Raw genomic sequence first — 25,270 nt, forward strand, 5'->3', positions numbered from 1 at the left:
GGTCAGTCCTGGCGGCGCAACTGGGCTCGGATCACGCCGTTCTTCGACTTCCCACCGGAGATCCGCAAAGTGATCTATACCACCAACGCCATTGAGTCGGTGAACATGAGTTTGCGCAAGATAACCAAGAACCGCGGCTCGTTCCCCAGCGACGAGGCGCTGCTGAAACTGTTCTATCTGGCGCTACGCAACATCAGCAAGAAATGGACGATGCCGATCCGTGACTGGAAAGCGGCACTGACACGCTTTACGATCAGCTACGAAGGCAGGCTGCCACAGTAGTAACCCCATCCCCGGTTACACAGAATTCTGCACACCCTCAAACCTGGGTGGCCCCCAAGTCAGGGAAGACATGTAGTGTCAGGGAGCGCCAGATATCTTCTGAGTACGCAGGCGTCACATGCTCCTTTTTGAGCTCAAACCAAGCCTCTGCGACTTTCTCCAAGGTGTGCTCGCTGGCAGCCTTCTGCTGCTGGCGGTTGTTGTCGCGCTGTTCCTTTGGGTCAATGCCTTGAATAACCAGTTGCCGAGCGTCGATTGTCAGCTTTCGTGCCTGAGAGAGCGAAACCTCGGGGTAAGTGCCAAGCCCCATGTTCAGGCGCTTTTTGGTGACGGGATGGTAGTAGTTGAAATTCCATAACTTAGAGCCATTGCTTCTCACTCGCAACTGCAGGCCATCCCCATCGCCGAGGACATAGTCAGTCGCTTTGGGGGCAGAGTTTTTGACCTTGGTTTCAGTGAGACGTATGGCTTTGCCGCTCATTCTGGTATTCCACAGCTGGGTTTGGTATTCCAAAAAATACCAGAGGAATACTTGGAATACCATTTGGAATACCAGATGTGCTGGCTTCCATGAGACGCTATTGGACGTTGTTGGGCTGTAAGTCATTGATTTTTAAGTGTTTCAGGCACAAAAAAAGACGTCCGGAGACGTCTTTAGATGCTTTTTTGGTGGAGCCGGGGGGAACTGACCTATTGGCCTCCGAAGGCTCTATTCCGCTGGTTTCAACGGATTTTTGATGCGAATTCCGGACTTGTTATATTGCACAAAGTTGCTCTTAATATTATGTAATCTTGACCGGCTGTCAAGCGCTTCGCTGACGCCAGAGAGGTTATCGTCTGAGTCCTCGCTGGCCGGTAATCAACAGGCACTGGATGCGTTCGCCGGTCTCCGTCCGCACCGTGGATCCGACCCCCGATAGCGTCTTTCTAGGCAGCTCCGTCGCCAGGTCGTCGGGGGTATTAAAGAGGCCGTCATAGTCTTCGGGGTTCCCCACGCCAGCTACAAGCGTGAGCTCGCCAGAGTGACGAAGGAACGTGATTTTTTAAAAGACGCGGCAGCGTACTTTGCCAGGTAATCATCGAACGGTACTTGATGATCCAGCGCTGCCGCAACGTGTACCCAGTCCGATTAATGTGCCGTTGTTTGAAGGTGTCTGCCAGTGGCTATTACGACGACTGGCAAGGTCGCGAGCCAAGTCCACGCGCTTAGGAGAATGCGCGCTTGATAAAACGTATTCGTGAGCTTCATGAGGATAGTCGCGATGCAATAGGTGCGCCTCGCATGCACGAAGATCTACTCTTCGAAGGTGAAACCGCCAGCCTGAACCGCGTTGCTCGCTTGATGGCCGCAGAGAAAATTCAAGGTTGGCCGCGCAGGAAGAGACGCGGCTTTGGCCGAGCAGCTTCTGGCCGCGCAGCAGGTGTGAAAAATTTGCTGGAGCGCGACTTTAATGCTTTGGAGCCGGAGCGCAAGTGGGGCACTGATATCACAGAGATCGCCACGCTGGAGGGCAAGCTGTTCCTTTGCGTTGTGCTAGATCTGTATACCAAGTTAATCGTTGGCTGGTCTATGCATCGTCGTCAGGACAGGCAGATGGTGATCCGCGCAGTGGAAATGGCGATTTAGCAGCGTCAGGGCGACTGGTCGGTAGTTCTGCATTTTGACATAGGAATCCAATTTACCAGCGCCGATTATCAGCGCTTTCTGAGTAGAAATACACTGGTTTCCAGCATGAGTGCCGTTGGGCGTTGTGGCGATAACGCGGCTTGCGAAGGGTTCTTCGGCCAACTCAAGCGGGAGCGTGTTGCTCATCTAAAACCGCCCGTGGGAGTGGGGTAGAACCCCTCATTAGCTCACTTCAAAACTAGACACCTTGTTCTACTTGATGGATATTCGGTAGGCCTTTTTGGCGTAGAGTGACAGCCCTAAGTGCTCTAGCTGGTGATTCTGAGCATGATTGTTAGATCCGAACTTGCTCTGCTGTTGCCACCAACCCGACTCTTCCATCCTTGACGTGATGTCTCTATTTTGAACCCGCTCAGCTTTTTCCCTTCTCTGCGCCTGGCTTGGCGTCTTGTATCCTTTGCTTCATTCGCAGCAGTGCTGGCCGGTTGTGCTGGAGTCAAAGTAACTGCGGTCAGTAACGATGATTACCTGACCCTACGCCGCGGCGATGTGCTGACAACAGGCAACCTCGGTACGTCGTCCATTGCTGCTCTACAAGTGGTCGGTAGCGACGAGAAAGGTTGTCTTGCGCAGTTTCTGGCTTGCCGCAATGCGCTGGAAAACACGACAGGACTAGATGATGAACAACGGCTCTCGGCGTTGGCTGAGCTATGGCTCAAAGAAGCCCAAGATGGACGCAACAGTATGGCTCCGCAATCCAGGACTGATGCGTACCTTGAGAGCGCCCGTTACGCTTATGCCTATCTTTTTCTGACCGCTCGGTTACCGGGGCAGCGCGCGCTTGAGGATCGACAAACCCAAGTTCGTGACTATTACAACTTTTCGGTTCAGCAGGCACTTACTGAAGTCTTTGAGCGGTATCACGGACATCCGCCTTCGCCCGAGCATCCTCAAGGGAACTTCCGGATCGTAACCGGACGCTGGACTGTAACCGGACAAATGAAGGATGTGCGTTTAGCGGATGATCGCCAACTGCCCAAGGAGCTTATACCTGCTGCTTCATTATCTTTTGGTGGTCTGCGCAACCAGTACCGCCGTGATGGGGTGGGCGCTGAGCTGGTGGCCGTGACGGCTAAACGGGTGGTGAGCAAGGACAGTGACGAGCTGCCATGGAGTGAAACACCCTTTCCCGCAATCACCGCATTGGCGCACTTCCCCGGCAAAACGCTGGAAGAGGTGCTCAGCACCTACGAGGTTGAGGTGATCGGATACGATCCCTACCGACATGACTCGGTAGAGATTCATGGGGTAGAGGTGCCACTGGCGGCGAATTTTACGTCGGGCTATGGCTTATGGCTGGCTCGATCAGGATTCGCCAGGCAGTCGCTGCTGACTTTGGTGGGCCGCGGTGAGGTGCTGGAGCGGCCACATGTTTACATGTTGCAGCCGTTCGATCCGGATCGGCGCATCATTGTCATGTTGCACGGTCTCGCGAGCAGCCCGGAGGCCTGGATCAATGTGGCCAACGAGGTGCTGGGTGATGAGGAGCTGCGGCGCAACTTCCAGATATGGCAGGTCTACTATCCGACCAATCTGCCGATTGCCGTTAATAACCAAGCTATTCGACAGGCCATCGAACAGACGCTGAGAAACTTTGACCCACAGGGCGAGGCCAAAGCCAGCCATGACATGGTGTTGGTCGGTCACAGTATGGGCGGCGTGTTGTCGCGCTTGATGGTGTCTTCGTCGGGCGAGCGCTTGTGGGATGCCATGCTTAGCGATTTCGACATCAAGGGCGCGCGCGTTCAAAAGGTCAAAGCTAGCCTAGGCCCTTATTTGTATTTCGAGCCGCTGCCCCAGGTTAGTCGGGCGGTATTTGCCGCCGCGCCGCATCGCGGCACCCCGTTCGCCGAGAATCGCATATCGCGCTGGGCTGCCGGGCTTGTAAGGATGCCCGTGTCCATGCTGACCCGCTTCAAGGAAGTCACCCAGGCTCTGGTTGATCCTAACTCTGCGGCTCCGGTGGCGCTGCGGCGGCCGCTTAACAGCATTGATAACCTCAGCAACCAGGATCCTTTCGTCAAAGCTGCAGCTGATCTACCGATCTCTCTCTACGTGCGCTACCACTCGATCATTGGCAACCACACACCAAACCTCGAAGTTTTGCTTTCGAGCGACGGTGTTGTGCCGTACGCCAGCTCTCATCTGCCAGGGGCGGAGTCGGAGCTGGTCGTTCCTTCTTGGCACAGTGTGCAGGAGACACCACAGGCCATTGTCGAGATACGCAGGGTGTTACATGAGCACCTCAAGGGGCTGAAACCCAGCCCCGCGAATGATACGGGGTCGCCATGAATTGGGTGCTGCGGATTCTGATGCAAAGCGGCATATCGCTAGTTTTGCTGCTGCTCACCGCGTGGGGCACGTTGGCGCTGGTTTACCAGACACTGGGTGTCACTGGCGCTATTGCGATTACGGCTTGGTGTTTACTTGGCATAGTCCTGCAAGTCGTGCTCTGGCGTGGACGAGTGATCTCGGCAATCTCGAGCAGCGTTCTGTCTTTTGCAGTCCTGCTTTTCTGGTGGACAAGCCTTGAACCATCTAACCAGCGCTCTTGGGCAAGCGATGTCGCGCAGATGAGCCACGGTGAGATCACTGGTAGCAAACTGACTTTGCACAACGTTCGGAACTTCACCTGGCGCAGTGACGACGATTTCGATGCTGTTTGGGAAACCCGGAGTTACGACCTTGATCAGCTCGCGTCGGTCGATCTGATTACGTCCTACTGGGGCATGCCAGCCATTGCCCATGTACTCGTCTCGTTCGGCTTTAACGACGGGCGCTTTCTGACCTTCACTGTCGAGGTGCGCAAAGAGCAAGCCGAGGCCTATTCGGAGATTGGCGGGTTCTTCAAACAGTTCGAACTGAGCATCGTTGCCACAGATGAGCGCGACGCACTGCGCGTTCGTACAAATGTGCGTGGCGAAGACAGCTATCTATACCGCATTGCCATGCCACCCCAGGCGATGCGGACCTTACTTGTTTCGTATGTGCAGCAGGCCAATGCCCTGATCGAACAGCCACGCTTCTACAACACCATCACGGCCAATTGCACGACAATCGTATTCGATATGGTGCGTACGATCATTGGAGGCCTGCCCGCAGACTATCGCCTTCTGCTGACCGGCTATCTTCCGGCCTACGTAATGTCAGTGGGCGGTTTGCAAGAGGGCTACTCGCTGGACGAGCTAAGTCAGCGAGGACGCTTTACCGACCGAGCGAAGGCGGCTGGGGAGATAGATGATTTCTCTTGGCTGATACGGCGTGGAGTACCCGGTGTGGCAACTCATTAGCTAGGCGTGCATATCTACCAGAGCGGGGGGAGTCCAGCCGTGTCGTATCCCTGAGTTGCAGCCTATGAGCTTTAAGGTCTGAAGTATCGGCGGTATTCGCTGGGTGTGACGCCTTGCCATTTGCGAAATCCTCGAGAAAAGTTGCCTTGATCGCTGAAACCGATCAACTCGGCAATTTCACTCACACTGCGCGACGTCTGGCGCAGGTACCAACAGGCAAGTTCGTTGCAGGCTTCATCCAGCATGTCTTGGAATTGTTTGCCTTCGCTTTCGAGTCTGCGCGCCAGCGTCCGGCGCGACAGCCCCAGGGCTTTCGCAGTGTCCATCAGTGTTGGCCACTCAGGCTCGGCCAGATGGATTAGGTGGCGCACCTTCGTGCTGACACTCCCCGACAATTTGATCAATTCCTCATCGCCAGCACTACAAATGCGTTTGTACAGGTTGGGATCGGCAGTCTCAAGGGGCCGGTCGACCACTGAAATTTTGAATCGGATTGCCAAGTCCGGGCTGCCATGTTGTGTACACCAGGGTTCCTCAGAAACTGGCCGAAAGTGGGTCGCAGTCGGTGGCCATGGCAGACCGACAGTGGCCTCCCCCAATGTTTCTTCGTCGACGATGGATCGGAAAATATTGAAGAGCGTATATAGCGTCGCATTCTGCATGAACCGTGAGTAATCACCGTTCAAACAACATTTTGATTAGATGCCTAAGCTGCCGAATTCTGTAGGAAATCGAGCTAGAGGCGGTTCTACCCTTTTTTAAAAAAAGGGAGCGCACGCTGCGAAGCGATTACTCCCTAGGAGAAAGGGTTGTCAGTTCGAGATGAGAAAACAGGCTAATTGAGCTTCGCGTAAATTTTTGCGTGGGGGCCGTTCTGCTGAGCTTGCCAAGCTTCTGACGTATCGGAGAAAGAAAACTCCGAGTAGTCCACGGTGATGCTTTGCTCTTGAGAGATTTTCAGCAGCCGTTGCCAAATTTTCTGGCGGTCTGCAGGCGGCCTTTGCCCGGTGCCGATGCATGACAGGGTTTTGAATAACAGGTCAGCGATATCCAAATTGATCTGGCGTCCGGCACCTGTTCCTATCGTCATTATTCGTGCGCCCCAGCGACAGGCCTTTAATGCGTAAAGTAATGGCTGGCCACATACTAAATCCAAGACTACGTCGTAGCCTTCACCGGCCTCGCTCTTCAGAGCTTGTACATCGCTTTCATCGCCTTTAAGGCAGACGACGCTATCAGCAATGCCTCGCTCGGTGAGTCTTGCTAGAGCTTCGGCGCTGCGTCCGGCAGCAACCACTTTTCCTGCGCCGAGGTAACGCGCAAGTTGCAGAGCTATCTGCCCCAGCGTTCCTGTCCCGCCAAGTATTAGAACGGTCTCACCCGGTTTGATGTTCGCCGTTTCGAGAGGAACGAGGGCGCCTGTGGCCGCTATGCCCATGGTGATAGCGGTACGGTCATCGATGTGGTCGGGTACCTCCCAAACTTCTTCTGCTGGAACCAGAGTTTTTTCCGCCCAAGCACCAAAAGGTAATACCGACCGTTCGCCAAAGTAAACGCGCGTGCCTTCAGCGTTACGGCCAACACCTTCGCCTCGAATGACGCAGGGGTACTCAACACCCAAGCGGTAGGCGCCAAGCACATCCCAGCCGCCCAGGCCGGCAGTGTCTACACTGATAAGTACAGAGCCTTCTTGTGGTGCAGGCTCTGTGAAGTCTTGAATGACGGGCAGTGCGCCGCGTTCATTAATAACAGCTGCTTTCATGATTGTTTTCCTTGGAGCGATAGCTTGGCTGTAACCGTGGGTCTAAAACACGAGGCAATAGCTTTTGCTTTTCAGGGTGTTTGTGTGTTCTGTAATGGGTTATCATTCTGAAATAAGATTTCAATTCTGTCAAAAGAATGATTAAGAGTCCCGTCATGCTCGTATTGAGCTAGAGGTGCCCCCTTGCATTATTCATCCAATAACCAATCAGGTTTTCAAACAGCCCATCCGCAGCTTCATTCGTACACTGAACTAGGTGGTCAAAAAGGGATTGCCTCGGTTTTTTTACCTGAAGAGGTGCCTGTTGCTTTCGTCTATAACGGCATCAGTCAGGCTGTCATGATGGCAAGCCCTTTTGACCTTGAAGACTTGGCGATCGGTTATAGCATTGGCAGCGGCTTGATAACGGATGCCGCTTGTATCTACGGTATAGAGATTACCCAGGGCCTTGTTGGTATTCAGTTGCAGATAAGTGTAAGTCAGCGCGCTTTCACCAAGATCAAGCAGCTACGCAGGACGCAGGCAGGGTCGACCGGCTGCGGCCTGTGTGGTGTAGAGTCACTTGCCAACGCGCTACCGGACTTGCCGGCTCATCCCGCACGAGCGTTACCTCCAGCGCAGCACCTGAGCAAGTTACGTTCTTGTCTGGCCAGCCACCAATTACTGGCCAAACAGACTGGTGCGTTGCACGCCGCGATATATGTGGATGAGAGGGGCGAGATCACGCTGTGTCGTGAGGATGTGGGGCGGCACAACGCTATGGACAAGTTGATTGGCGCGCTGATAAACGATCAGCTCCTTCCAAACAATGGTTTTGTGGTGGTCACCAGTCGCTGCAGCCTTGAACTGATACAGAAGGCGGTGCGCGCAGGGTTTTCTACTCTTGCCACCTTGTCAGCTCCAACCGACATTAGTGTTTCCTGGGCTCGCTACTGCAATTTGAACCTTGTGCACATACCGCGTTCCAGCGCCCCCAGAGTCTATAGTCCGGAGCCAGTATGAGTACGCCAAAAGCCGGCCGGGAAAAATTTAAACGTTATACGGGACCGGCGGCAGGTTGGGGGGCGTTGCGCAGCGTTACCAGTGCATGGCTGGGCAGTAGTCAACCAGTCAAGAATATTCGTGCGCTGTTGAAGACTAATCAGCACGGAGGTTTTGATTGTCCAGGGTGCGCCTGGGGAGAAGAGCCCGGCACGGGACGAGTGAAGTTTTGTGAGAATGGCGCCAAGGCTGTGAACTGGGAGGCAACCTCCCGAAAAGTTGATGCTGATTTCTTTGCACGGCATAGTGTTGCGCAACTGCGCCGGCAAACAGATTACTGGTTAGAGTATCAAGGTCGGTTGACCGAGCCGATGCGCTATGACCGAGATAGCGATCATTATGTGCCTATCAGTTGGGACGATGCCTTTGCGCTTATCGGGCAGCATCTGAACGCCTTGGATTCACCAAGCGAGGCAGAGTTTTATACCTCTGGGCGCGCCAGTAATGAGGCGGCTTTCCTATATCAGTTATTCGTTCGCATATTTGGTACCAACAACTTTCCTGACTGCTCCAACATGTGTCATGAGGCGAGTGGAGTTGCCTTGGGGGCGAGTCTTGGCACCGGCAAAGGCACGGTCACCTTTACCGACTTTGAGCAAGCTGACGCAATTTTTGTGCTGGGCCAGAATCCGGGAACCAACCATCCAAGAATGCTAGAGCCCTTACGCGATGCAGTACGCCGCGGAGCACAGGTGGTTTGCTTCAATCCGCTGAAAGAGCGCGGGCTAGAACGCTTTCAGCATCCGCAAAGCATGGCGAAAATGCTGAGTAATAGCGCCGACGCGATGCACACCGCTTATTTTCGGCCAGCTCTGGGTGGTGATCTCTCGGTACTGCGCGGGATGGCCAAGTACATGCTGCAGTGGCAGCGTGAAGCTCAGCGGTATCGTCTGGAGGGTGTATTTGATGAGGCGTTCATACTTTCTCAGACCAGTGGCTTTCAGGATTATATCGCCGTGCTGGATACAACTGATTGGGCTGATGTAGTTGCTCAATCCGGTCTCCGCCTAGACGAGATAGAGCAGGCGGCGCGGCTTTTTTGCGATGCCGGAAACGCTATTTTCTGCTGGGCAATGGGAATAACCCAACACCATCACGGTGTAGCGACAATCCAGGAAATTGTGAACCTGCAGCTATTGCGAGGAAACATTGGCCGCGCTGGTTCCGGCGTGTGTCCTGTTCGGGGCCACAGTAACGTGCAAGGCGATAGAACAATGGGCATCGATGAGCGACCTAGCCCTGCGTTTTTGGATCGCTTGCAGACATACTTTGGTTTCAGCCCTCCGCGCAAGCCAGGCCATAACACAGTAGAAGCAATCAAGGCGATGCTGGAGGGGAGGGCAAAAGTCTTTATCGGGTTGGGTGGGAATTTTGCCCAGGCAACACCGGACAGCAAGGTGACTCATGCCGCTTTGTCCCGCTGCGCGCTTAATGTACAGATTAGTACCAAGCTCAACCGCAGCCATTTAATGGTGAGCAATGATGCGCTGATCTTGCCGTGCCTGGGCCGAACGGATATTGACCGTCAAGCCTCCGGCCACCAATGCGTTACCGTGGAAGACTCGTTCAGCATGGTGCATGCATCTTTTGGCCAGCTAGAGCCGCTCTCTGAGGGTATGAAGTCTGAACCATGGATTATTGCTGGAATGGCGAGAGCAACAGTCGGTGATCACATTGTTGATTGGCAAGCCATGCGGGACGACTATCGGACTATCCGTGCAGCGATTGGCGCCTGTGTTCCAGGCTTCGAGCATTTTGAGCAGCGGCTCCAAAACCCGGGTGGGTTCCACCTTACTAATACGGCGGCAACACGTTGTTGGCGCACGGATAGCGGTAAGGCGAGGTTCATTGCCAGTGACTTGCCAGCAGATTTGCTACCGGAAGCGGTCAGGTCGTCCGGTCAGAAACATGACCTGGTCTTGCAGAGCCTGCGCTCGCACGATCAATATAACACCACTATTTACGGGCTCGATGATCGCTACCGAGGCGTGACGGGGCAGCGAGAGATTGTTTTCATCAACCAACACGACATCGATAGACTAGGTTTAATTGCTGGTGCCAAAGTCGACATAGTGTCGATCTGGAATGATGGCGTCGAAAGGCGCGTGCGAGGTTTTCGAGTACTGCCATACGATATTCCTCCAGGACAGGCAGCGGCCTACTACCCGGAAGTGAACCCCTTGGTGCCGTTGGATAGTTGCGGTGTTGGGAGCAGTACGCCGGTGTCGAAGTACATCCCTATTAGGGTGGAGCCGTCCCAAGGTGATGCTCCGCTGGCCTCCAGCGGAGCATAGCGGGACTTTTATCTAGTCGCGCTCTACGGCTAGTGCCACTCCCTGGCCACCACCTATGCACAAGGTGGCCAGCCCTTTCTTGGCGCCCCGTAGCGCCATTTCATGCAGCAGCGTTACTAGCACTCGACAGCCCGATGCGCCGATCGGATGCCCTAAGGCGATAGCGCCACCGTTCACATTGACCTTGTCGATATCCCACTGCAGCTCCTTGCCTACCGAGAGGCACTGGGCGGCGAAAGCCTCGTTGGCTTCAATCAGGTCCAGTTGGTCAAGGGTCCAGCCGGCTTTCGCTAAACAGCGTTTGCTGGCCGGTACCGGTCCAATGCCCATGATCGCCGGATCCACGCCGGCACTAGCATAGCCTTTGACTCGGGCCAGAACAGGCAGCCCCAATGCTTCTGCGCGCTCGGCAGACATCAGTAGCACAGCTGCCGCACCGTCATTGAGGGTCGAGGCATTGCCTGCCGTTACGCTGCCTTCTTTTTTGAAGGCAGGACGCAACCCGGCAAGGCTGTCCGCAGTGGTTGCTGAGCGGGGCTGCTCATCGATTTCAAAGAGAATAGGGTCGCCTTTGCGTTGAGGGATTGGTACGGGGGCAATCTCACTCTTGAAGCGCCCCGCCTTGATAGCCGCAGCAGCGCGCTGCTGGGATATCAGTGCGTAGGCATCCTGGTCCGCCCGGCTCAGTTGGTACTGGTCAGCTAGGTTTTCCGCAGTGATGCCCATGTGGTAGTCATTAAAGGCATCAATCAAACCGTCTTTGAGTAGGCTGTCTTGTAGTTCGGCATGGCCCATCCGCAAGCCGGTGCGGGCCTTGGGTAGCACATAGGGCGCCAGGCTCATGTTTTCCATGCCGCCTGCAATGACGGCTGCTGCATCGCCGCAGCGAATCGCTTGCACCGCCATATGCACCGCTTTCAAGCCGGAACCGCATAGTTTATTCAGCGTCATTGCTGGCGTTGAAAACGGCAGCCCTGCGTTAATGGCCGACTGACGAGCGGGATTCTGTCCGCATCCGGCACTGAGCACTTGTCCCATGATGACCTCGTCAATGTCGGCAGCATCAACGCCACTTGTGCTGAGCAAGGCGCGAATGACAGTGCTGCCCAGTTCCACTGCGGAGATATTCGCCAGTGATCCTTGAAAGCTGCCAATAGCGGTACGTTTGGCAGCAACGATTACAACCTCATGCATGTTGATTCTCCAAAAAAAACGTGGCCTCCCGAAGGTTGAGCCACGTAAATGTTCCAACGGGCAGCATTTGCCTCGCAGCAAGGGGGCAGCAGCAAGGCAAATCCGGATTACCTGTCAGCGCAGGTCAGTATTTGCTTTGGAAACGGTCTACCTGAAGAGCGCAGCCGGTAACGTTTTGTAGATGCTCTATTGATATATCCGGCGCAAGCTCTACAAGCTCCACTCCCGTCTCTGTGATGTCCAAGACAGCAAGGTCGGTAATGATCCGATTGACCACGCCCAACCCGGTAAGGGGAAGGTCACAGTTCTCGAGGATCTTAGGGCTCCCGTCTTTTGCGCAATGTTCCATGAGCACCACAACACGTTTGACGCCAGCGACCAGGTCCATGGCGCCGCCCATGCCCTTGACCATCTTGCCGGGAATCATCCAGTTGGCAAGATCGCCTTGCTGCGATACCTGCATCGCGCCAAGGATGGCTAGGTTGATGTGCCCACCCCGAATCATTGCAAAGGATTCTGCGTTGTCGAAGAAGCTGCTGCCCGGCAAGCTGGTGACCGTTTGCTTGCCCGCGTTGATCAGGTCCGGATCTACCTCGTTCTCCAGAGGGAAGGGGCCAATGCCGAGTAGACCATTTTCACTTTGTAGCCAAACGTCCATACCTGTGGGAATGTAGTTGGCGACCAGCGTTGGCAAGCCAATACCCAGGTTGACATAGAAGCCATCTGACAGTTCTTGCGCAGCGCGCTGTGCCATTTGTTCACGTGTCCAAGCCATGATCAGGCGCTCCGTGTAGTGCGTTTTTCGATGCGTTTTTCGGGTGAGGTATTCAATACCATGCGCTGGACGTAGATACCTGGAAGGTGAATTTGGTCGGCGTCCAGTTCGCCAATTTCAACAATTTCTTCTACCTCAACGATGCACACTTTGCCGGCAGTCGCGGCAAGTGGGTTGAAATTGCGAGCGGTTTTTCTAAATACAAGGTTGCCCGACTTATCGGCTTTCCAGGCCTTGATCAGTGCAACGTCTGCGGTCAGTGAGGTCTCCATGACATACCACTCTCCGTTGAACTGACGAGTTTCCTTGCCTTCAGCGATGAGCGTGCCGTAGCCAGTCTTTGTGTAAAAGGCTGGTATGCCAGCACCTCCGGCGCGCAACTTTTCAGCCAAGGTACCTTGTGGTGTGAACTCAAGCTCAAGTTCCTTAGAAAGGTACTGACGCTCAAACTCCTTGTTCTCGCCAACGTAGGACGAAACCATTTTGCGAATCTGGCGCGTTTCAAGTAGCAGGCCCAAGCCAAAGCCGTCTACACCAGCGTTGTTACTAATGACGGTAAGGTCTTTCTTGCCGGAATCGCGCAAGGCTTCAATGAGTGCCTCCGGTATGCCGCAGAGGCCAAACCCGCCAACTGCCAAGGTCATTCCATCGTCTATCAGCCCCTCTAGGGCGTGATGGGCATTGGGATAAATTTTGTTCATTGTTGTCGCTACTCCTCGTGCCGTTGAAACTTGAAATTGCGCTATGCGTGTTGCTTGTTTTTCGCCCTGGCAACCCTTGATCCATTGGGGCGTTTCAGAGTCTCGCTAATCCGATTGCCGGCTTCTATCAAGGAGCCGAGATCCACACCTGTTTCAATCCCAAGGCCATTCAAGAGGTACAAGACGTCTTCACTGGCAACATTTCCGGTCGCACCCTCGGCATAGGGGCAACCGCCTAGGCCCGCTACCGAACTGTCGAATACCTGCACACCCTCAAGCAGGCTGGCGTAGATATTCGCCAGAGCTTGGCCGTAGGTGTCGTGGAAATGGCCAGCGAGCGCAGAATTGGGCACCGCCTTGGATACGCTGGCAATCAGCTTGCGGGTGGCGCCAGGGGTGCCGGTGCCAATGGTGTCGCCCAGGGAAACTTCATAGCAGCCCATGGTATAAAGCTCACGAGCCACTGCTGCCACTTGTGAAGCTGGCACGTCTCCGTCGTAAGGACAGCCGAGCACACAGGAAACATATCCACGCACGCGAATGCCGGCTTGCGCTGCTGCGGCAAGGACAGGCTCGAATCGTTGGAGACTTTCGCTGATTGAGCAGTTGATGTTTTTCTGTGAGAAGCCCTCGGATGCAGCAGCAAACACTGCTACCTCTTGAGCGCCAGCAGCCAGCGCCTGTTCAAAGCCTTTCATATTGGGTGTTAACGCGGTGTAGGTAGTGCCTGCATAACGGTTGATTCCGGCGAAAACCTGCTCTGATCCCGCCATCTGGGGTACCCACTTTGGCGATACAAAACTGCCGACTTCGATCACGGGTAGGCCGGCAGCACCAAGGTCGTTGATCAGTCGGATGCGGTCAGCGCTGCTGACCGGGTGAGACTCATTCTGCAGACCATCGCGGGGGCCTACCTCCACCAGCTTGACCTTAGCAGGTAGTCTCATTCCGACTCCTCCATCTCCACCAGCATGGTGCCTTCCGAGATCAGATCGCCCTCACCGCAAAACACAGCTTTTACCCGCCCGTTAGTTGGGGCACGGATACTGTGCTCCATCTTCATTGCTTCAAGAACTAGCAACGGCGCGCCTGCTTCCACTTGCTGCCCAACTGTCGCCATTACTCGAACCACGCTGCCGTTCATAGGCGCTTGTAGGCCGCCCGCACTTTGCTGAGCGTGACCGGCTTCCTCGATTGGGTCATAGGTGTTGATCTGTTGCCAAACGCCATGCCAGTTGAGGTAAAGGTCTGCACCTTTGCGCACCGCACGGTAGCGAACCTTCTGCGTTCCTTCATCAATCGTCAGTAGCTCACTGTTGGGACAATAGCTGGCGTTGTTGAGGCTAACGCTAGAGAAAACCTGATCTAACTCGGCGCAGCGCAAATGTAGCCGACTTTGCGTTGGCAAGCCTGCGCGCCAGCCAGGCAGTTTTTGCCAAAGGGCGGGAGGTGTCGGGCAGTCGTCACCCGCTGGGCGGGTAAGCAACCAAGCTTTGGCTGCTAGGTACCAGAAGCTACTGTCCAACTCTGCAGGCTTGGGCAGTAGCTGCGCAGTGTGTTTTACAATGAATCCGGTATCCAGCTCCTGCGCGGCGAAGGCCGGATGGGCTAAGATTTTTTCCAGAAAGCGCAGGTTGGTTTTTACCCCGGCTACTGAGGTATTGCGCAACATATCCAGCAACTCGAGACGCGCCTGCTCACGGGTCTCGCCCCAAGCAACTAACTTCGCGAGCATTGGGTCATAAAAAGGAGAGATGCTATCGCCTTCACTGACGCCGCTATCGACTCTGCGGCCACGGCCGGTACTCGGTTCACGATAAAGGGTGAGGGTGCCGCTGGCAGGTAGAAAATCCTGATCAGGGTCTTCGGCGTACAGCCGAACTTCAATGGCGTGGCCGTGTAGTGGAATTTGCTCTTGAGTCATTGGCAGTGGCTCGCCTTGAGCGACGCGCAGTTGCCAAGCTACAAGATCCTGACCGGTAATGGCTTCGGTAACCGGGTGCTCTACCTGCAGGCGGGTGTTCATCTCCATAAAGAAAAACTCGCCACGTGCATCCAGCAAAAACTCCACGGTACCAGCGCCGACGTAGCCGATAGCCTGTGCGGCCTTGACTGCTGCTTCGCCCATCGCTTTACGCAGTTGTTCCGACAGTCCTGGTGCGGGCGCCTCTTCAACCACCTTCTGATGCCGTCTTTGAATGGAACAATCGCGTTCATGCAGGTAAACGGCATTACCGTGCTGGTCTGCGAAAACCTGAATTTCGACGTGGCGGGGTTGCAGTACGTACTTTTCCACCAGCATGCGGGCGTCGCCGAAGGAAGACTGGGCTTCGCGTTGAGCGGAGGCCAGCGCATCTGCCAGATCTCGTTCGCTTTCAACGACCTTCATACCTTTGCCACCCCCGCCGGCGGTGGCTTTCAATAGTACCGGGTAGCCAATTTCCTGAGATGCAGCCCGGAAAGTATCGAGTTGCTGATCGTCGCCATGGTAACCGGGTACCAGTGGTACTCCGGCTTTTTCCATCAAGGCCTTGGCGGCGGACTTGCTGCCCATAGCATCAATCGCCGAGGCGGGTGGGCCGACAAAAATCAGGCCACTAGCTTCAATAGAACGAGCGAAGTCAGCGTTCTCAGAAAGAAAACCGTAGCCTGGGTGGATTGCTTGCGCGCCACTGGCCTTGGCGGCCTGAATGATGCGGTCGGCACGCAGATAGCTGTCTGCGGGTTTGGTTCCGCCCAGGTTGACTGCGATGTCGGCGAGCTTGGCGTGTGATGCGTGCTGGTCGATGTCGCTGTGTACGGCAACCGTTTTGATGCCCAGCCGCTGAGCTGTCCGCATGATGCGACAGGCGATTTCTCCTCGGTTGGCGATTAGCAGAGTATTGATCATTGTTCTTCTATCCACATGATTGCTTGGTTTGCCTCGGGCAGCGCAGTCAGGTCAGCAGCCACTGTGGCTTGCGTTTGTCGAGGAAGGCCGAAAGTCCCTCCTGACCCTCTTTGCTGACGCGAATACTGGCTATTGCCGACTCGGTGTAGCTGCGCAGATCGGGCGTTAGATCGCCGTGCTTTACCTGCTGCATTAGCGCCTTGGTGGCGCGCATCGCTTGCGGGCTGTTGAGTAGCAGGTTGGCAACCCACCCATGCAACTCGCTTTCCAGATCAGCTGCGGGATAGGCCTCTGCCAACAAGCCCAGCTGCTGAGCGCGCTTGCCATCAAAGCGCTCAGCCGTAAGGGCGTAACGCCTGGCGGCGCGTGGCCCAATCGCCTGGGCAACATAGGGGCTTATGACGGCCGGCAATAAACCTATGCGCACTTCGGACAAGCTGAACAGGCTGTCTTCGGTGCCAATGGCGATATCGCAACAACTGATCAGGCCCAGCGCGCCCCCGAAGGCTGCACCCTGCACCACGGCCAAGGTTGGAACTTTAAGCTGGGCCAGACTGGCCATCAGTTTGCTCAGCTCGCGGGCGTCATTGAGGTTAGCGTCGTAGTCCAATTGCGCGCAGGCCTGCATCCATGAAAGGTCTGCACCTGCAGAGAAATGTTTGCCGCGGCCGCGCAAAATCAAGAAGCGCAGTTCGTCGTTCATCTGAATCTCGCTAAGTGCCCTCAGAAGCTCGGCGATCATTTCAGCGTTGAACGCGTTGTTCTTTTCGGGGCGGTTTAGCCACACGGTAGCTATGCCGCCTGCGTTGATCTCAAGTTCTAGGGTGTTAAATGCACTCACGCTTATTGGCTCCTCCGTTGGCATGGCTGGTCTCACATCCGGAACACGCCGAAGCGTGTCTGGTTGATTGGCGCATTCAATGCTGCGGAAATTGCCAAGCCGAGAATGTCGCGCGTTTGCGCTGGGTCGATGACTCCGTCATCCCATAGGCGGGCACTTGAGTAGTAGGGGTGGCCCTGCTCTTCGTACTGCTCGAGGATGGGTTTGCGCAGGTGATTGGCTTGCTCGGCGCTGAAGGTTTCGCCGCTGCGCTCCGCCTGCTCTTGCTTGACCTGGACCAGAACGCCTGCAGCTTGCTCGCCGCCCATGACCGAAATACGCGCGTTTGGCCACATCCAAAGGAAGCGGGGGTCGTACGCACGGCCGCACATGCCGTAGTTGCCGGCGCCGAAGCTTCCACCGATGATCACCGTGAACTTTGGAACCTGCGCACAGGCCACAGCAGTCACCAGTTTGGCGCCGTGCTTGGCAATGCCTCCAGCTTCATATTTTTGGCCTACCATGAAGCCAGTTATATTCTGCAGAAACAGCAGAGGAATACCTCGCTGACAGGCAAGTTCAATGAAGTGCGCGCCTTTTTGCGCAGACTCGGCAAACAGGATGCCGTTATTGGCCAGAATCGCGACAGGATGCCCATGCAAGTGGGCGAAGCCGCACACCAGGGTTGTTCCGTAGAGGGCTTTGAATTCATCGAAAGCGCTGTCGTCAACTAGTCGCGCGATGATTTCGCGCACATCAAACGGCTGCTTCGGGTCGGCAGGAATGATGCCGTACAAGTCACTCGCGGCATAACGTGGCGCCACCGACTCGCGGAGGTTTAGTTGGCCCTGTTTGCGCCAGTTAAGGTTGGCGATACTGCGCCGGGCCAGTGCTAGCGCATGTTCGTCATTTTCCGCGTAGTGGTCGGCCACTCCCGAGGTTTTGCAATGGACATCGGCTCCGCCAAGGTCTTCGGCACTGACCACTTCGCCAGTGGCTGCCCTGACCAGAGGCGGGCCGGCAAGAAAGATGGTTGCTTGCTCTCTCACCATGATGGCCTCATCTGCCATCGCTGGTACGTATGCTCCACCTGCCGTGCATGACCCCATGACCACAGCGATCTGGGGAATGCCTTGGGCACTCATGTTGGCTTGGTTGAAAAAGATGCGGCCGAAGTGCTCACGATCAGGAAATACCTCATCCTGGCGCGGGAGGTTGGCGCCGCCCGAGTCGACCAGATAAATGCAGGGGAGGCGGTTTTGTTGTGCTATGGCCTGTGCTCTTAGGTGTTTCTTTACGCTAAGGGGGTAGTAGGAGCCGCCTTTCACGGTCGCGTCGTTGGCGACGATCATGCACTCAACCCCTTCAACCCGACCAATGCCTGCAATTATCCCTGCTGCCGGCACCTGTTCGCTGTAGACCTCATGGGCGGCTAGCTGACCGATTTCGAGAAATGGTGAGCCTTGGTCCAGTAGGGCGTCAACGCGCTGCCTGGGTAGCAGCTTGCCGCGAGAAAGATGCCGAGCTTGAGCCGCTGGGCCACCGCCTTCTGCTACTTTTCCTAGCAACTCTCGAAGATTACCCACGAGCTCCTGCATCGCTGCCACATTGGTGCTGAACTCCGGCGAGCGAGTATTGACCTGGCTTTTAAGTGAACTCATGCCGGCGCTCCTTGGGTTGCAAGCTGGCTTCTGAAGGTCGGGACGCGTACCTGTTTAACGTGTTTCATTGAACAGCTCCCGGCCAATCAACATACGGCGGACCTCGCTGGTACCGGCACCGATTTCATAGAGTTTGGCGTCACGCCACAGGCGACCTGCCGGGTATTCGTTGATATAGCCGTTACCGCCAAGAATCTGGATTGCCTCGCCAGCCATCCAGGTCGCTTTTTCGGCGGTATACAGGATCACCCCGGCACAGTCCTTGCGCACCTGCCGCACATGTCCACTGCCCATGGCGTCTAGGTGCTTGCCGACGCTGTACTGATAGGCGCGGCAGGCTTGCAGGGTGGTATACATATCTGCAACCTTGCCCTGAATGAGCTGAAACTCGCCGATGCTTTGACCGAACTGTTTTCGGTCGTGGATGTAAGGCGTGACGATGTCCATCGCTGCTTGCATCAGGCCCAGTGGGCCACCGCTGAGTACCGCGCGCTCGTAGTCAAGGCCACTCATGAGTACACGGGCACCTTCACCAACGCCGCCCAGAATGTTCTCTTCCGGAACTTCAACATTGTCGAAAACCAGTTCGCCGGTGTGTGATCCGCGCATGCCAAGCTTGTCCAGCTTCTGCGCAACGGAGAAACCGGGAGTGTCCGTTTCGAGGATGAAGGCCGTCATGCCCTTGGCGCCGGCAGCAACATCAGTTTTGGCGTAGACCACCAGGACGTCGCAGTCTGGACCGTTGGTGATCCACATCTTGGTGCCGTTGAGGATGTAGCGGTCGCCCTGCTTGTCGGCACGCAGCTTCATACTGACGACGTCAGAACCGGCGTTTGGCTCGCTCATTGCCAAAGCGCCGATATGCTCCCCCGATACCAGCTTGGGTAGAAACTTGGCTTTTTGTGCTTCGCTACCATTGCGGTGGATCTGGTTTACGCAGAGGTTTGAGTGAGCACCATAGGACAGTCCGATACCACCAGCCGCCCGGGAAATTTCTTCCATGGCAATCATGTGTGCGAGGTAGCCCATTCCGGAGCCACCGTACTCTTCGGCCACGGTTAGGCCTAGCAGCCCCATGTCGCCGAACTTGCGCCACAAATCCATGGGGAACTCATCAGTGCGGTCTGCCTCGGCCGCACGGGGCGCGATTTCCTTGCCAGCAAAACCAGCGACTGATTCGCGCAGCATGTCTATTTCTTCGCCGAGGAAAAAGTCCAATCCAGGTATTGCACTCATACGTTTATCTCCTTTTGTTATTGGCGTTACAGCTGAGTGACGTTGATGCGCTCTGCTGGCTCTTGTGTCGTGGCGTCACGGAATAGCGCTTGGTGCTCTCCTCGCCATTGTTTTAGAAGGTTCTCGCGTTGTTTTTCGGCCTGCGCTAGGAAGCGCTCTTTCACAGGGCCGTAGCCGCGTACGATGTCGGGAAGGCTCGCGAGCTGGATGGCAATCGGCAACTTGTCGCTGTCGAGTGATTCCAAGATTTGATCGAGAAGCTGTTCGTAGCTTTCCAGCCATTGCCGCTCGAGCTTGCGTTCTGCGGTGTAGCCAAATGGATCCAGAACCGAATTGCGGAGGAACTTCATCCGAGCGAGGAGTTTAAAACCAGTTAGCATCCATGGGCCGTAGCTGCGCTTTTTAGGTTCTTTCCCCGGCTTGGCACTATTGAGCACAGGTGGCGCCAGGTGAAACTTGAGTTTGTAGTCACCCTCAAAACTGTCCTGTACTTTTTTGATGAAGTCGCCATTGGTATAAAGACGAGCTACTTCATACTCATCCTTGATTGCCAATACTTTGTAGTAGTTGCGGGCGACGGCATCAGCCAAGGCGCCGGTATTACCAGAAATGGCCGATTCAGCGCTCTGGAATTGTTGCACTCGGGCACGATAGCGTGCTGCGAGATTGGCATCCTGATACTCGGTGAGGGCAGCGACGCGTTTATGAATAACCTCTTCAATAGTCTGTGACAACGCCTCGGCTGGGCGCTTGCCCTGGCTGTCGATCATTCCTTGAACGCGCAGGGGATCGACCGCAGTACGGCGCCCCCAGGTGAAGGCCTTGAGGTTGAACTCGACGGCCGTGCCATTCAGTTCAATAGCGGCTATCAGCGCTTCAGCGCCAACCGGCAACCAGCCTTTCTGATAGGCAAAACCGAGCATGAAGGTATTGGTCGCGATGGAGTCGCCCATCAGCGCCGTGGCTATTTTGCTGGCATCCACGAAAATGGCGTGGTCGTTGCCGACAGCTTCTGCAATTTGTGCAGACATGCCTTGTGTGCGAAATTTGGGGTCAGGGTGCGCCTTCAGATCGCCACTCTCAGCTTGCATTGCGAAAGTACGAACAAACTCGCTGGTGATGCTTTCTTCCGAGTTGACCAACGCATGAGTGTGCCCATGCCGCAACTTGGCCAGGGTCTCGTGATTGGCACTTACCACCAGGTCGCAGCCGAGCAGCAAGCTGGTTTCTCCTTCGGCTATACGCGGTGCATGCAGTTGGGACTGGTCAGCTGCGATGCGGATATGCGACCAGACCGCACCACCTTTCTGGGCCATGCCGGCCATGTCTAGGTTGAGCGTACCTTTGTTCTCCATGAAGGCGGCCATGCCGAGCAGGGCACCAATTGTTACAACACCGGTACCACCTACGCCGGTCACTAGAATGCTGTAAGGCTGATCGAGCGCCACTGTGTTAGGCGTGGTCAGATTCCATTCGTCAACCGCTTGGTCGGTAAGCGCTTTGGCTTTACGTAGCGAGCCACCTTCGATGGTGACGAAGCTTGGGCAGAAGCCGGAGAGGCATGAAAAATCCTTGTTGCATGATGACTGGTCAATACTGCGTTTCTGACCAAACTCGGTATTCACCGTCACCACGGACATGCAGTTCGACTTACTACTGCAGTCGCCACAGCCTTCGCAAACTGCCTGGTTGATCATCACCCGCCGTGCTGGATCGGGAAACTGCCCCCGCTTGCGGCGTCTGCGCTTTTCGGCCGCGCAGGTCTGATCGTAAATGATGGCTGAGACGCCGGGATACTCTCGAAGTTGAGTCTGCAGCTCCTCCATTTTCTCTCGGTGCAACACCGGTACGCCGGGAGCGAGTCCTTGAATTGCTTTGTACTTCTCGGGCTCGTCAGTCACCACAGCAATGCGCTTGACACCCTCCGCAGCGAGTTGCTGAGAGATTTGCGGTACTGTCAGAGTGCCGTCCACGGGCTGGCCGCCGGTCATGGCAACAGCATCGTTGTAAAGAATCTTGTAGGTAATCGGCACATTCGCTGCAACCGCAGCGCGAATCGCTAAGGTACCGGAGTGAAAATAGGTGCCATCCCCAAGGTTGGCAAACACGTGTTTGGTCTTGGTGAAGGGGGCCTGCCCAATCCAGGCGACACCCTCGCCACCCATCTGGCTGAAAGTCTGGGTTTGGGGGTAGATCCAAGCAGCCATGTAGTGGCAGCCGATACCGGCAAGGGCGCGACTGCCTTCGGGCACCTTGGTCGAAATATTGTGCGGGCAGCCGGAGCAGTAATGCGGCACTCGGTCCATCAACGAGCCCAGTACGCTCTTGGTGGTGAGCTGCGCCTCTAGATCATCTAGATGCAGTTGCAGGGAGGTGTCTGCATGCAGACGAAGAATTCGTTTGGCCAGCGCGCGAGCAATGTGCGCTGGTGTCAGGTCGTTGATCGCCGGCAGTAGCCAATCGGTGTGCGGCATAGTCCACTCACCTTTGTCGTCAAACTTGCCGACGATGCGCGGACGTACGTCCTCCCGCCAGTTGTAGAGTTCCTCCTTCATTTGGTACTCGATCATGTGGCGCTTTTCTTCAACCACCACAATTTCTTCGAGACCTTCGGCAAAGTGCCTGACGCCATCAGCTTCAAGCGGCCAGACCATACCGACCTTGTAAACGCGCAAGCCAATCTCCTGCGCTTTGGCATCGTCAATACCAAGCATGTTCAGAGCCTGACAAACGTCCAGGTAGGATTTGCCCGCCGTGATAATGCCGATACGCGCCTTGGGCGAGTCCATGACCACGCGGTCAATGCGGTTTGCCTTGGCATAGGCGAGCGCGGCGTAAAGTTTGTGTTCGAGTAGTCGCTGCTCTTGAGCAAGCGGTGGGTCTGGCCAACGAATGTTCAGGCCGCCCTCGGGGATGTCGAAATCAGGAATTACGCTTTCCACACGAAAGGGGTCAATATCGACAATGGCAGCGCTTTCTACAGTGTCCGCTACTGCCTTAAGTGCTACCCAGCAACCGGAGTAGCGTGACATGGCCCAGCCATGGATACCGTAGTCCAGATACTCCTGCACCCCCGAAGGTGCCAGTACGGGCATCATTACTGCCTTGAAAATGTGCTCGGTCTGGTGCGGGAGTGATGAAGAGCGGGCACCGTGATCATCGCCGGCAACTGCAAGCACTCCACCGAATTGCGAGGTACCGGCAGCGTTTGCATGTCGGAATACATCACCGGAGCGATCAACACCGGGACCTTTTCCGTACCACATGCCGAAAACACCGTCGTAGGTTGCCCCTTCGAAGATGTTTACCTGCTGCGTTCCCCAGAGGGCGGTAGCGGCTAGCTCCTCGTTGACGCCAGGTTGGAAGTGAGTGCTGCCTTTCTCCAGATACTTACGTGCACGCCATAAAGCTTGGTCCAGGCCGCCGAGAGGGGAGCCGCGGTAGCCGGAAATAAAGCCAGCAGTGTTCAGCCCGTTGGCCTGATCGCGCTGCTTCTGCATTAGCGGAAGCCGAACCAGTGCTTGAATACCAGTCATCAACTGCAGACCGCTATTCTCTGTGTACTTGTCATCCAGCGAGATAGATTTGCCCATGGCTACTCACACCTTTTTATTCTGATATTGGGTATCGCAGCGCGCGCAATACACGATGGGCTGGAGTATATGAATTGGGTTTGGTATCGTAAATTGTTAAAAATTGCTGCCAGGTATCTGAAAAATTTATGTCTAGGTCCGATATTTCCATGCGCCAATTGCGCTATTTCGTTGCGGCGTCTGAGACCGGTCAGTTCTCGCAGGCCGCTGCTGCAGTTCATGTTTCGCAGTCCGCCGTGACCACTGCAGTGATGCAGCTGGAGCAGCGACTGGGCGTGAAACTTTTCGAGCGCTTGCCGAACGGAGTAAACCTGACGGCGGAAGGAAACAAGTTCTTTCAGCATGCTCGCCACATTCTGGATACGCTGCAGGATGCGATCAGCGAGCCATTTTTCATGAGTCACTCGGTATCCGGTGTTGTTCGCGTCGGCGCCTCCTACACGGTGCTTGGTTACTTCCTGCCCAACCTGCTTGCGCGCTTCAAGCGCAGTTACCCCGATGTGGAAATCGATTTGATCGACATGGACAGGGTCAGTATCGAGAGCTCGGTCAGACAAGGAGAGCTTGATGTAGGTTTGACGGTTGTTTCGAACGCGACCGACTTGTCCGGTCTGGATGCCAGCGTGCTGATACGCTCGCGTCGTCAGTTGTGGCTGGCGTCCGGCCATCCGCTCATGGGGCTGGCGTCGATCACCCTGAAGGACGTTGCTGAGCATGCCTACATTCTGCCCACCGTCGATGAGGGGGAGGAGTCGGTTCAGCGCTATTGGCAAGCGCAGGGGCTGGAGCCTAAGATCGCATTTCGAACCTCCTCCGTGGAGTCTTTGCGTGGTCTGGTGGCGCACGGGTTTGGTGTGACCGTGTTGTCGGACATGCTGTACCGAGCCTGGTCGCTTGAGGGCCGCAAAATTGAGGTGCGTCCTTTGAACGACGCTGTGCCCTCGATGGAGTTGGGCTTGATTTGGGCGCAAGGCCGAGAAATGAGCGAGCCAGGCAGCGCTTTTCAACAGTTCATGATTCATGCCTGTGGCTCGTGAGTGAGCCTGGCATAGGAACAGTCGCTGTCGCAGGGAGCCTGGCGAATTCATTAAATGCTGCTCTGCATCTCGCGCCGTTGTCGAATGCTCTCTGCAAAGTCGCGCTTGAGTGTGGGGTAGTAGGCTATTTGACCGCCCATCCCTCCCGCGATGTCGATCGATGCACCGCTGATGAAACTGGCGTATTCGCTTGCCAGAAACAGAACCATCCCCGTTACGTCCTCGGGCTTGCCGTAACGGCCCGCTGGAACCACTTTCATTACCATGGCATCGAATTCCTGCCGAGTAACGCCTTCACCCATTTCTTTGAAGTGGCGGTCCCATTGACCAGTGTCGATCCAGCCCATATTCAATGTGTTAACCAGAATGTTGTCTTTCGGTAGCGACATGCCTAGGGAGCGTGAAAGGGCGATACAGGAGGCTCTATTGATGACCGATGGGATGCCTTCGGGAGTAGGTATGGTCCCGGCCAATGCGTTGATTTCTATAATGCGCCCCCAGCGCTGCTTGCGCATGTGAGGCACAACCGCCTGGGTGAATCTAAAGTGGCCCATTTGCAGCACGTTAGCGTGTTCAAGAATGTCCTCGGGTGTGAGGGTATCCAGGTCGCCGCCTTTCCCTTGGCCGGCGTTGTTGACCAGTACGTCAACGCCGCCCCAGGCTTCGGCTACCTCGGCAACAAAGGTACGCACGTTATGACTGTCAGTAACGTCAACGGCACGTGCTATGACTGCGTCCGCGCGCTCGGCTAGAGCTTCTCCCACCTTTGCGATGTCTGCGAAATTGCGCGAGCAGATGGCTACCTTCGCCCCATCGTTGGCGAAGGCGGTAGCTATCGCTCTTCCAATGCCGCGTGACGCACCAGTCACGATGACACGCTTGCCCTTTAAGTCGATATTCATACATTTTCCTCGGTTATTTTGTTTTCAGAATGCTTCATCTGTAACTAGTGCTATAGCCCGTTCTACAAGGCATAAACGACTTTTTTGCCGATTTTGCTGATAAGG

The 25,270-nt window shown here is 55.5% G+C and carries 18 protein-coding genes and 2 pseudogenes; 7 read left to right on the forward strand and 13 right to left on the reverse strand.

The window, feature by feature from the left end; translation table 11 throughout:
* Positions 1 to 282, forward strand: a 282-nt coding sequence (locus AC13EY_RS16320) for a transposase (RefSeq protein ID WP_482876299.1), incomplete at its 5' end; no start/stop codon positions are given.
* Between the two features lie 40 nt (positions 283 to 322).
* Here the strand turns inward: AC13EY_RS16320 and AC13EY_RS16325 are convergent.
* A pseudogene (locus tag AC13EY_RS16325) lies at positions 323 to 763 on the reverse strand (integrase arm-type DNA-binding domain-containing protein); the annotation flags it as partial.
* Positions 764 to 1,277: 514 nt separating this feature from the next.
* Here AC13EY_RS16325 and AC13EY_RS16330 point away from each other — a divergent pair.
* The 3 genes and pseudogenes from AC13EY_RS16330 to AC13EY_RS16340 all read left to right on the forward strand — a co-directional run.
* Positions 1,278 to 2,107: pseudogene (locus AC13EY_RS16330) on the forward strand (IS3 family transposase); the annotation flags it as partial.
* 204 nt (positions 2,108 to 2,311) lie between these two features.
* A complete protein-coding gene (locus AC13EY_RS16335; protein ID WP_410172332.1) occupies positions 2,312 to 4,261 on the forward strand; it encodes an esterase/lipase family protein in 1,950 nt (649 codons plus the stop codon).
* The gene (locus AC13EY_RS16340) at positions 4,258 to 5,259 is read left to right on the forward strand and encodes an Lnb N-terminal periplasmic domain-containing protein (RefSeq protein WP_228247014.1); all 1,002 of its coding nucleotides are present in this window, start codon (positions 4,258 to 4,260) and stop codon (positions 5,257 to 5,259) included. Before AC13EY_RS16335 ends, AC13EY_RS16340 begins: the two co-directional genes overlap by 4 nt.
* Positions 5,260 to 5,330: 71 nt before the next feature.
* Here the strand turns inward: AC13EY_RS16340 and AC13EY_RS16345 are convergent, their stop codons facing one another.
* Together AC13EY_RS16345 and AC13EY_RS16350 are read right to left on the reverse strand one after the other, a co-directional pair.
* Positions 5,331 to 5,921 (reverse strand): helix-turn-helix domain-containing protein, encoded by a 591-nt coding sequence (locus tag AC13EY_RS16345; protein ID WP_323133566.1) that lies wholly within the window; start codon positions 5,919 to 5,921, stop codon positions 5,331 to 5,333.
* 173 nt (positions 5,922 to 6,094) lie between these two features.
* Positions 6,095 to 7,021, reverse strand: a complete 927-nt coding sequence (locus AC13EY_RS16350) for a quinone oxidoreductase family protein (protein WP_228247460.1) — start codon at positions 7,019 to 7,021, stop codon at positions 6,095 to 6,097.
* Positions 7,022 to 7,204: 183 nt separating this feature from the next.
* On the opposite strand from AC13EY_RS16350, the gene fdhD reads away from it, so the two are divergent.
* Positions 7,205 to 8,023, forward strand: a complete 819-nt coding sequence (fdhD, locus tag AC13EY_RS16355; protein WP_228247461.1) for a formate dehydrogenase accessory sulfurtransferase FdhD — start codon at positions 7,205 to 7,207, stop codon at positions 8,021 to 8,023.
* Positions 8,020 to 10,356: an FdhF/YdeP family oxidoreductase gene (locus AC13EY_RS16360; RefSeq protein WP_482876303.1), complete on the forward strand. Its 2,337-nt coding sequence runs from the start codon at positions 8,020 to 8,022 to the stop codon at positions 10,354 to 10,356. The genes fdhD and AC13EY_RS16360 overlap by 4 nt, the downstream gene beginning before the upstream one ends.
* A 12-nt stretch (positions 10,357 to 10,368) precedes the next feature.
* Here the strand turns inward: AC13EY_RS16360 and AC13EY_RS16365 are convergent, their stop codons facing one another.
* The 9 genes from AC13EY_RS16365 to AC13EY_RS16405 all read right to left on the reverse strand — a co-directional run bounded on the left by AC13EY_RS16365 (position 10,369) and on the right by AC13EY_RS16405 (position 23,226).
* A complete protein-coding gene (locus AC13EY_RS16365) occupies positions 10,369 to 11,550 on the reverse strand; it encodes an acetyl-CoA C-acetyltransferase (protein ID WP_228247475.1) in 1,182 nt (393 codons plus the stop codon).
* A 124-nt stretch (positions 11,551 to 11,674) separates the two neighbouring features.
* On the reverse strand, positions 11,675 to 12,325 hold the full coding sequence (locus tag AC13EY_RS16370) for a CoA transferase subunit B (protein ID WP_092287616.1): 651 nt from the start codon (positions 12,323 to 12,325) through the stop codon (positions 11,675 to 11,677).
* Between the two features lie 2 nt (positions 12,326 to 12,327).
* Complete coding sequence (locus AC13EY_RS16375) at positions 12,328 to 13,026, reverse strand: CoA transferase subunit A (RefSeq protein ID WP_092287617.1); 699 nt, start codon at positions 13,024 to 13,026, stop codon at positions 12,328 to 12,330.
* Between the two features lie 41 nt (positions 13,027 to 13,067).
* Entirely contained in the window at positions 13,068 to 13,973 is a 906-nt protein-coding gene (locus AC13EY_RS16380) for a hydroxymethylglutaryl-CoA lyase (protein WP_228247463.1), read from the reverse strand.
* Positions 13,970 to 15,916: an acetyl/propionyl/methylcrotonyl-CoA carboxylase subunit alpha gene (locus AC13EY_RS16385; RefSeq protein ID WP_228247464.1), complete on the reverse strand. Its 1,947-nt coding sequence runs from the start codon at positions 15,914 to 15,916 to the stop codon at positions 13,970 to 13,972. Before AC13EY_RS16385 ends, AC13EY_RS16380 begins: the two co-directional genes overlap by 4 nt.
* Positions 15,917 to 15,962: 46 nt before the next feature.
* Positions 15,963 to 16,757 (reverse strand): gamma-carboxygeranoyl-CoA hydratase, encoded by a 795-nt coding sequence (locus tag AC13EY_RS16390; protein ID WP_228247465.1) that lies wholly within the window; start codon positions 16,755 to 16,757, stop codon positions 15,963 to 15,965.
* A gap of 32 nt (positions 16,758 to 16,789) precedes the next feature.
* Positions 16,790 to 18,397, reverse strand: a complete 1,608-nt coding sequence (locus tag AC13EY_RS16395; protein ID WP_228247466.1) for a carboxyl transferase domain-containing protein — start codon at positions 18,395 to 18,397, stop codon at positions 16,790 to 16,792.
* A 54-nt stretch (positions 18,398 to 18,451) separates the two neighbouring features.
* Positions 18,452 to 19,633 carry an isovaleryl-CoA dehydrogenase gene (locus AC13EY_RS16400; protein WP_228247467.1) on the reverse strand — a complete coding sequence of 394 codons (1,182 nt, stop codon included), beginning with the start codon at positions 19,631 to 19,633 and terminating at the stop codon, positions 18,452 to 18,454.
* Positions 19,634 to 19,659: 26 nt separating this feature from the next.
* Entirely contained in the window at positions 19,660 to 23,226 is a 3,567-nt protein-coding gene (locus tag AC13EY_RS16405) for an indolepyruvate ferredoxin oxidoreductase family protein (RefSeq protein ID WP_228247468.1), read from the reverse strand.
* A gap of 149 nt (positions 23,227 to 23,375) precedes the next feature.
* Here AC13EY_RS16405 and AC13EY_RS16410 point away from each other — a divergent pair, with 149 nt between their 5' ends.
* Positions 23,376 to 24,263, forward strand: a complete 888-nt coding sequence (locus AC13EY_RS16410) for a LysR family transcriptional regulator (RefSeq protein WP_096006180.1) — start codon at positions 23,376 to 23,378, stop codon at positions 24,261 to 24,263.
* Positions 24,264 to 24,313: 50 nt separating this feature from the next.
* Here the strand turns inward: AC13EY_RS16410 and AC13EY_RS16415 are convergent, their stop codons facing one another.
* A complete protein-coding gene (locus AC13EY_RS16415) occupies positions 24,314 to 25,165 on the reverse strand; it encodes an SDR family oxidoreductase (RefSeq protein WP_096006179.1) in 852 nt (283 codons plus the stop codon).
* Between the last annotated feature and the right edge of the window lie 105 nt (positions 25,166 to 25,270).

Source organism: Halopseudomonas sp. L-58, from assembly GCF_056859475.1.

Coding starts and splice junctions, on each gene's coding strand:
- AC13EY_RS16340 (WP_228247014.1), top strand. CDS start 4,258: ATGAATTGGGTGCTGCGGATTCTGATGCAAAGCGGCATATCGCTAGTT.
- AC13EY_RS16345 (WP_323133566.1), bottom strand. CDS start 5,921: ATGCAGAATGCGACGCTATATACGCTCTTCAATATTTTCCGATCCATC.
- AC13EY_RS16350 (WP_228247460.1), bottom strand. CDS start 7,021: ATGAAAGCAGCTGTTATTAATGAACGCGGCGCACTGCCCGTCATTCAA.
- AC13EY_RS16360 (WP_482876303.1), top strand. CDS start 8,020: ATGAGTACGCCAAAAGCCGGCCGGGAAAAATTTAAACGTTATACGGGA.
- AC13EY_RS16365 (WP_228247475.1), bottom strand. CDS start 11,550: ATGCATGAGGTTGTAATCGTTGCTGCCAAACGTACCGCTATTGGCAGC.
- AC13EY_RS16370 (WP_092287616.1), bottom strand. CDS start 12,325: ATGGCTTGGACACGTGAACAAATGGCACAGCGCGCTGCGCAAGAACTG.
- AC13EY_RS16375 (WP_092287617.1), bottom strand. CDS start 13,026: ATGAACAAAATTTATCCCAATGCCCATCACGCCCTAGAGGGGCTGATA.
- AC13EY_RS16380 (WP_228247463.1), bottom strand. CDS start 13,973: ATGAGACTACCTGCTAAGGTCAAGCTGGTGGAGGTAGGCCCCCGCGAT.
- AC13EY_RS16385 (WP_228247464.1), bottom strand. CDS start 15,916: ATGATCAATACTCTGCTAATCGCCAACCGAGGAGAAATCGCCTGTCGC.
- AC13EY_RS16395 (WP_228247466.1), bottom strand. CDS start 18,397: ATGAGTTCACTTAAAAGCCAGGTCAATACTCGCTCGCCGGAGTTCAGC.
- AC13EY_RS16400 (WP_228247467.1), bottom strand. CDS start 19,633: ATGAGTGCAATACCTGGATTGGACTTTTTCCTCGGCGAAGAAATAGAC.
- AC13EY_RS16405 (WP_228247468.1), bottom strand. CDS start 23,226: ATGGGCAAATCTATCTCGCTGGATGACAAGTACACAGAGAATAGCGGT.
- AC13EY_RS16410 (WP_096006180.1), top strand. CDS start 23,376: ATGCGCCAATTGCGCTATTTCGTTGCGGCGTCTGAGACCGGTCAGTTC.
- AC13EY_RS16415 (WP_096006179.1), bottom strand. CDS start 25,165: ATGAATATCGACTTAAAGGGCAAGCGTGTCATCGTGACTGGTGCGTCA.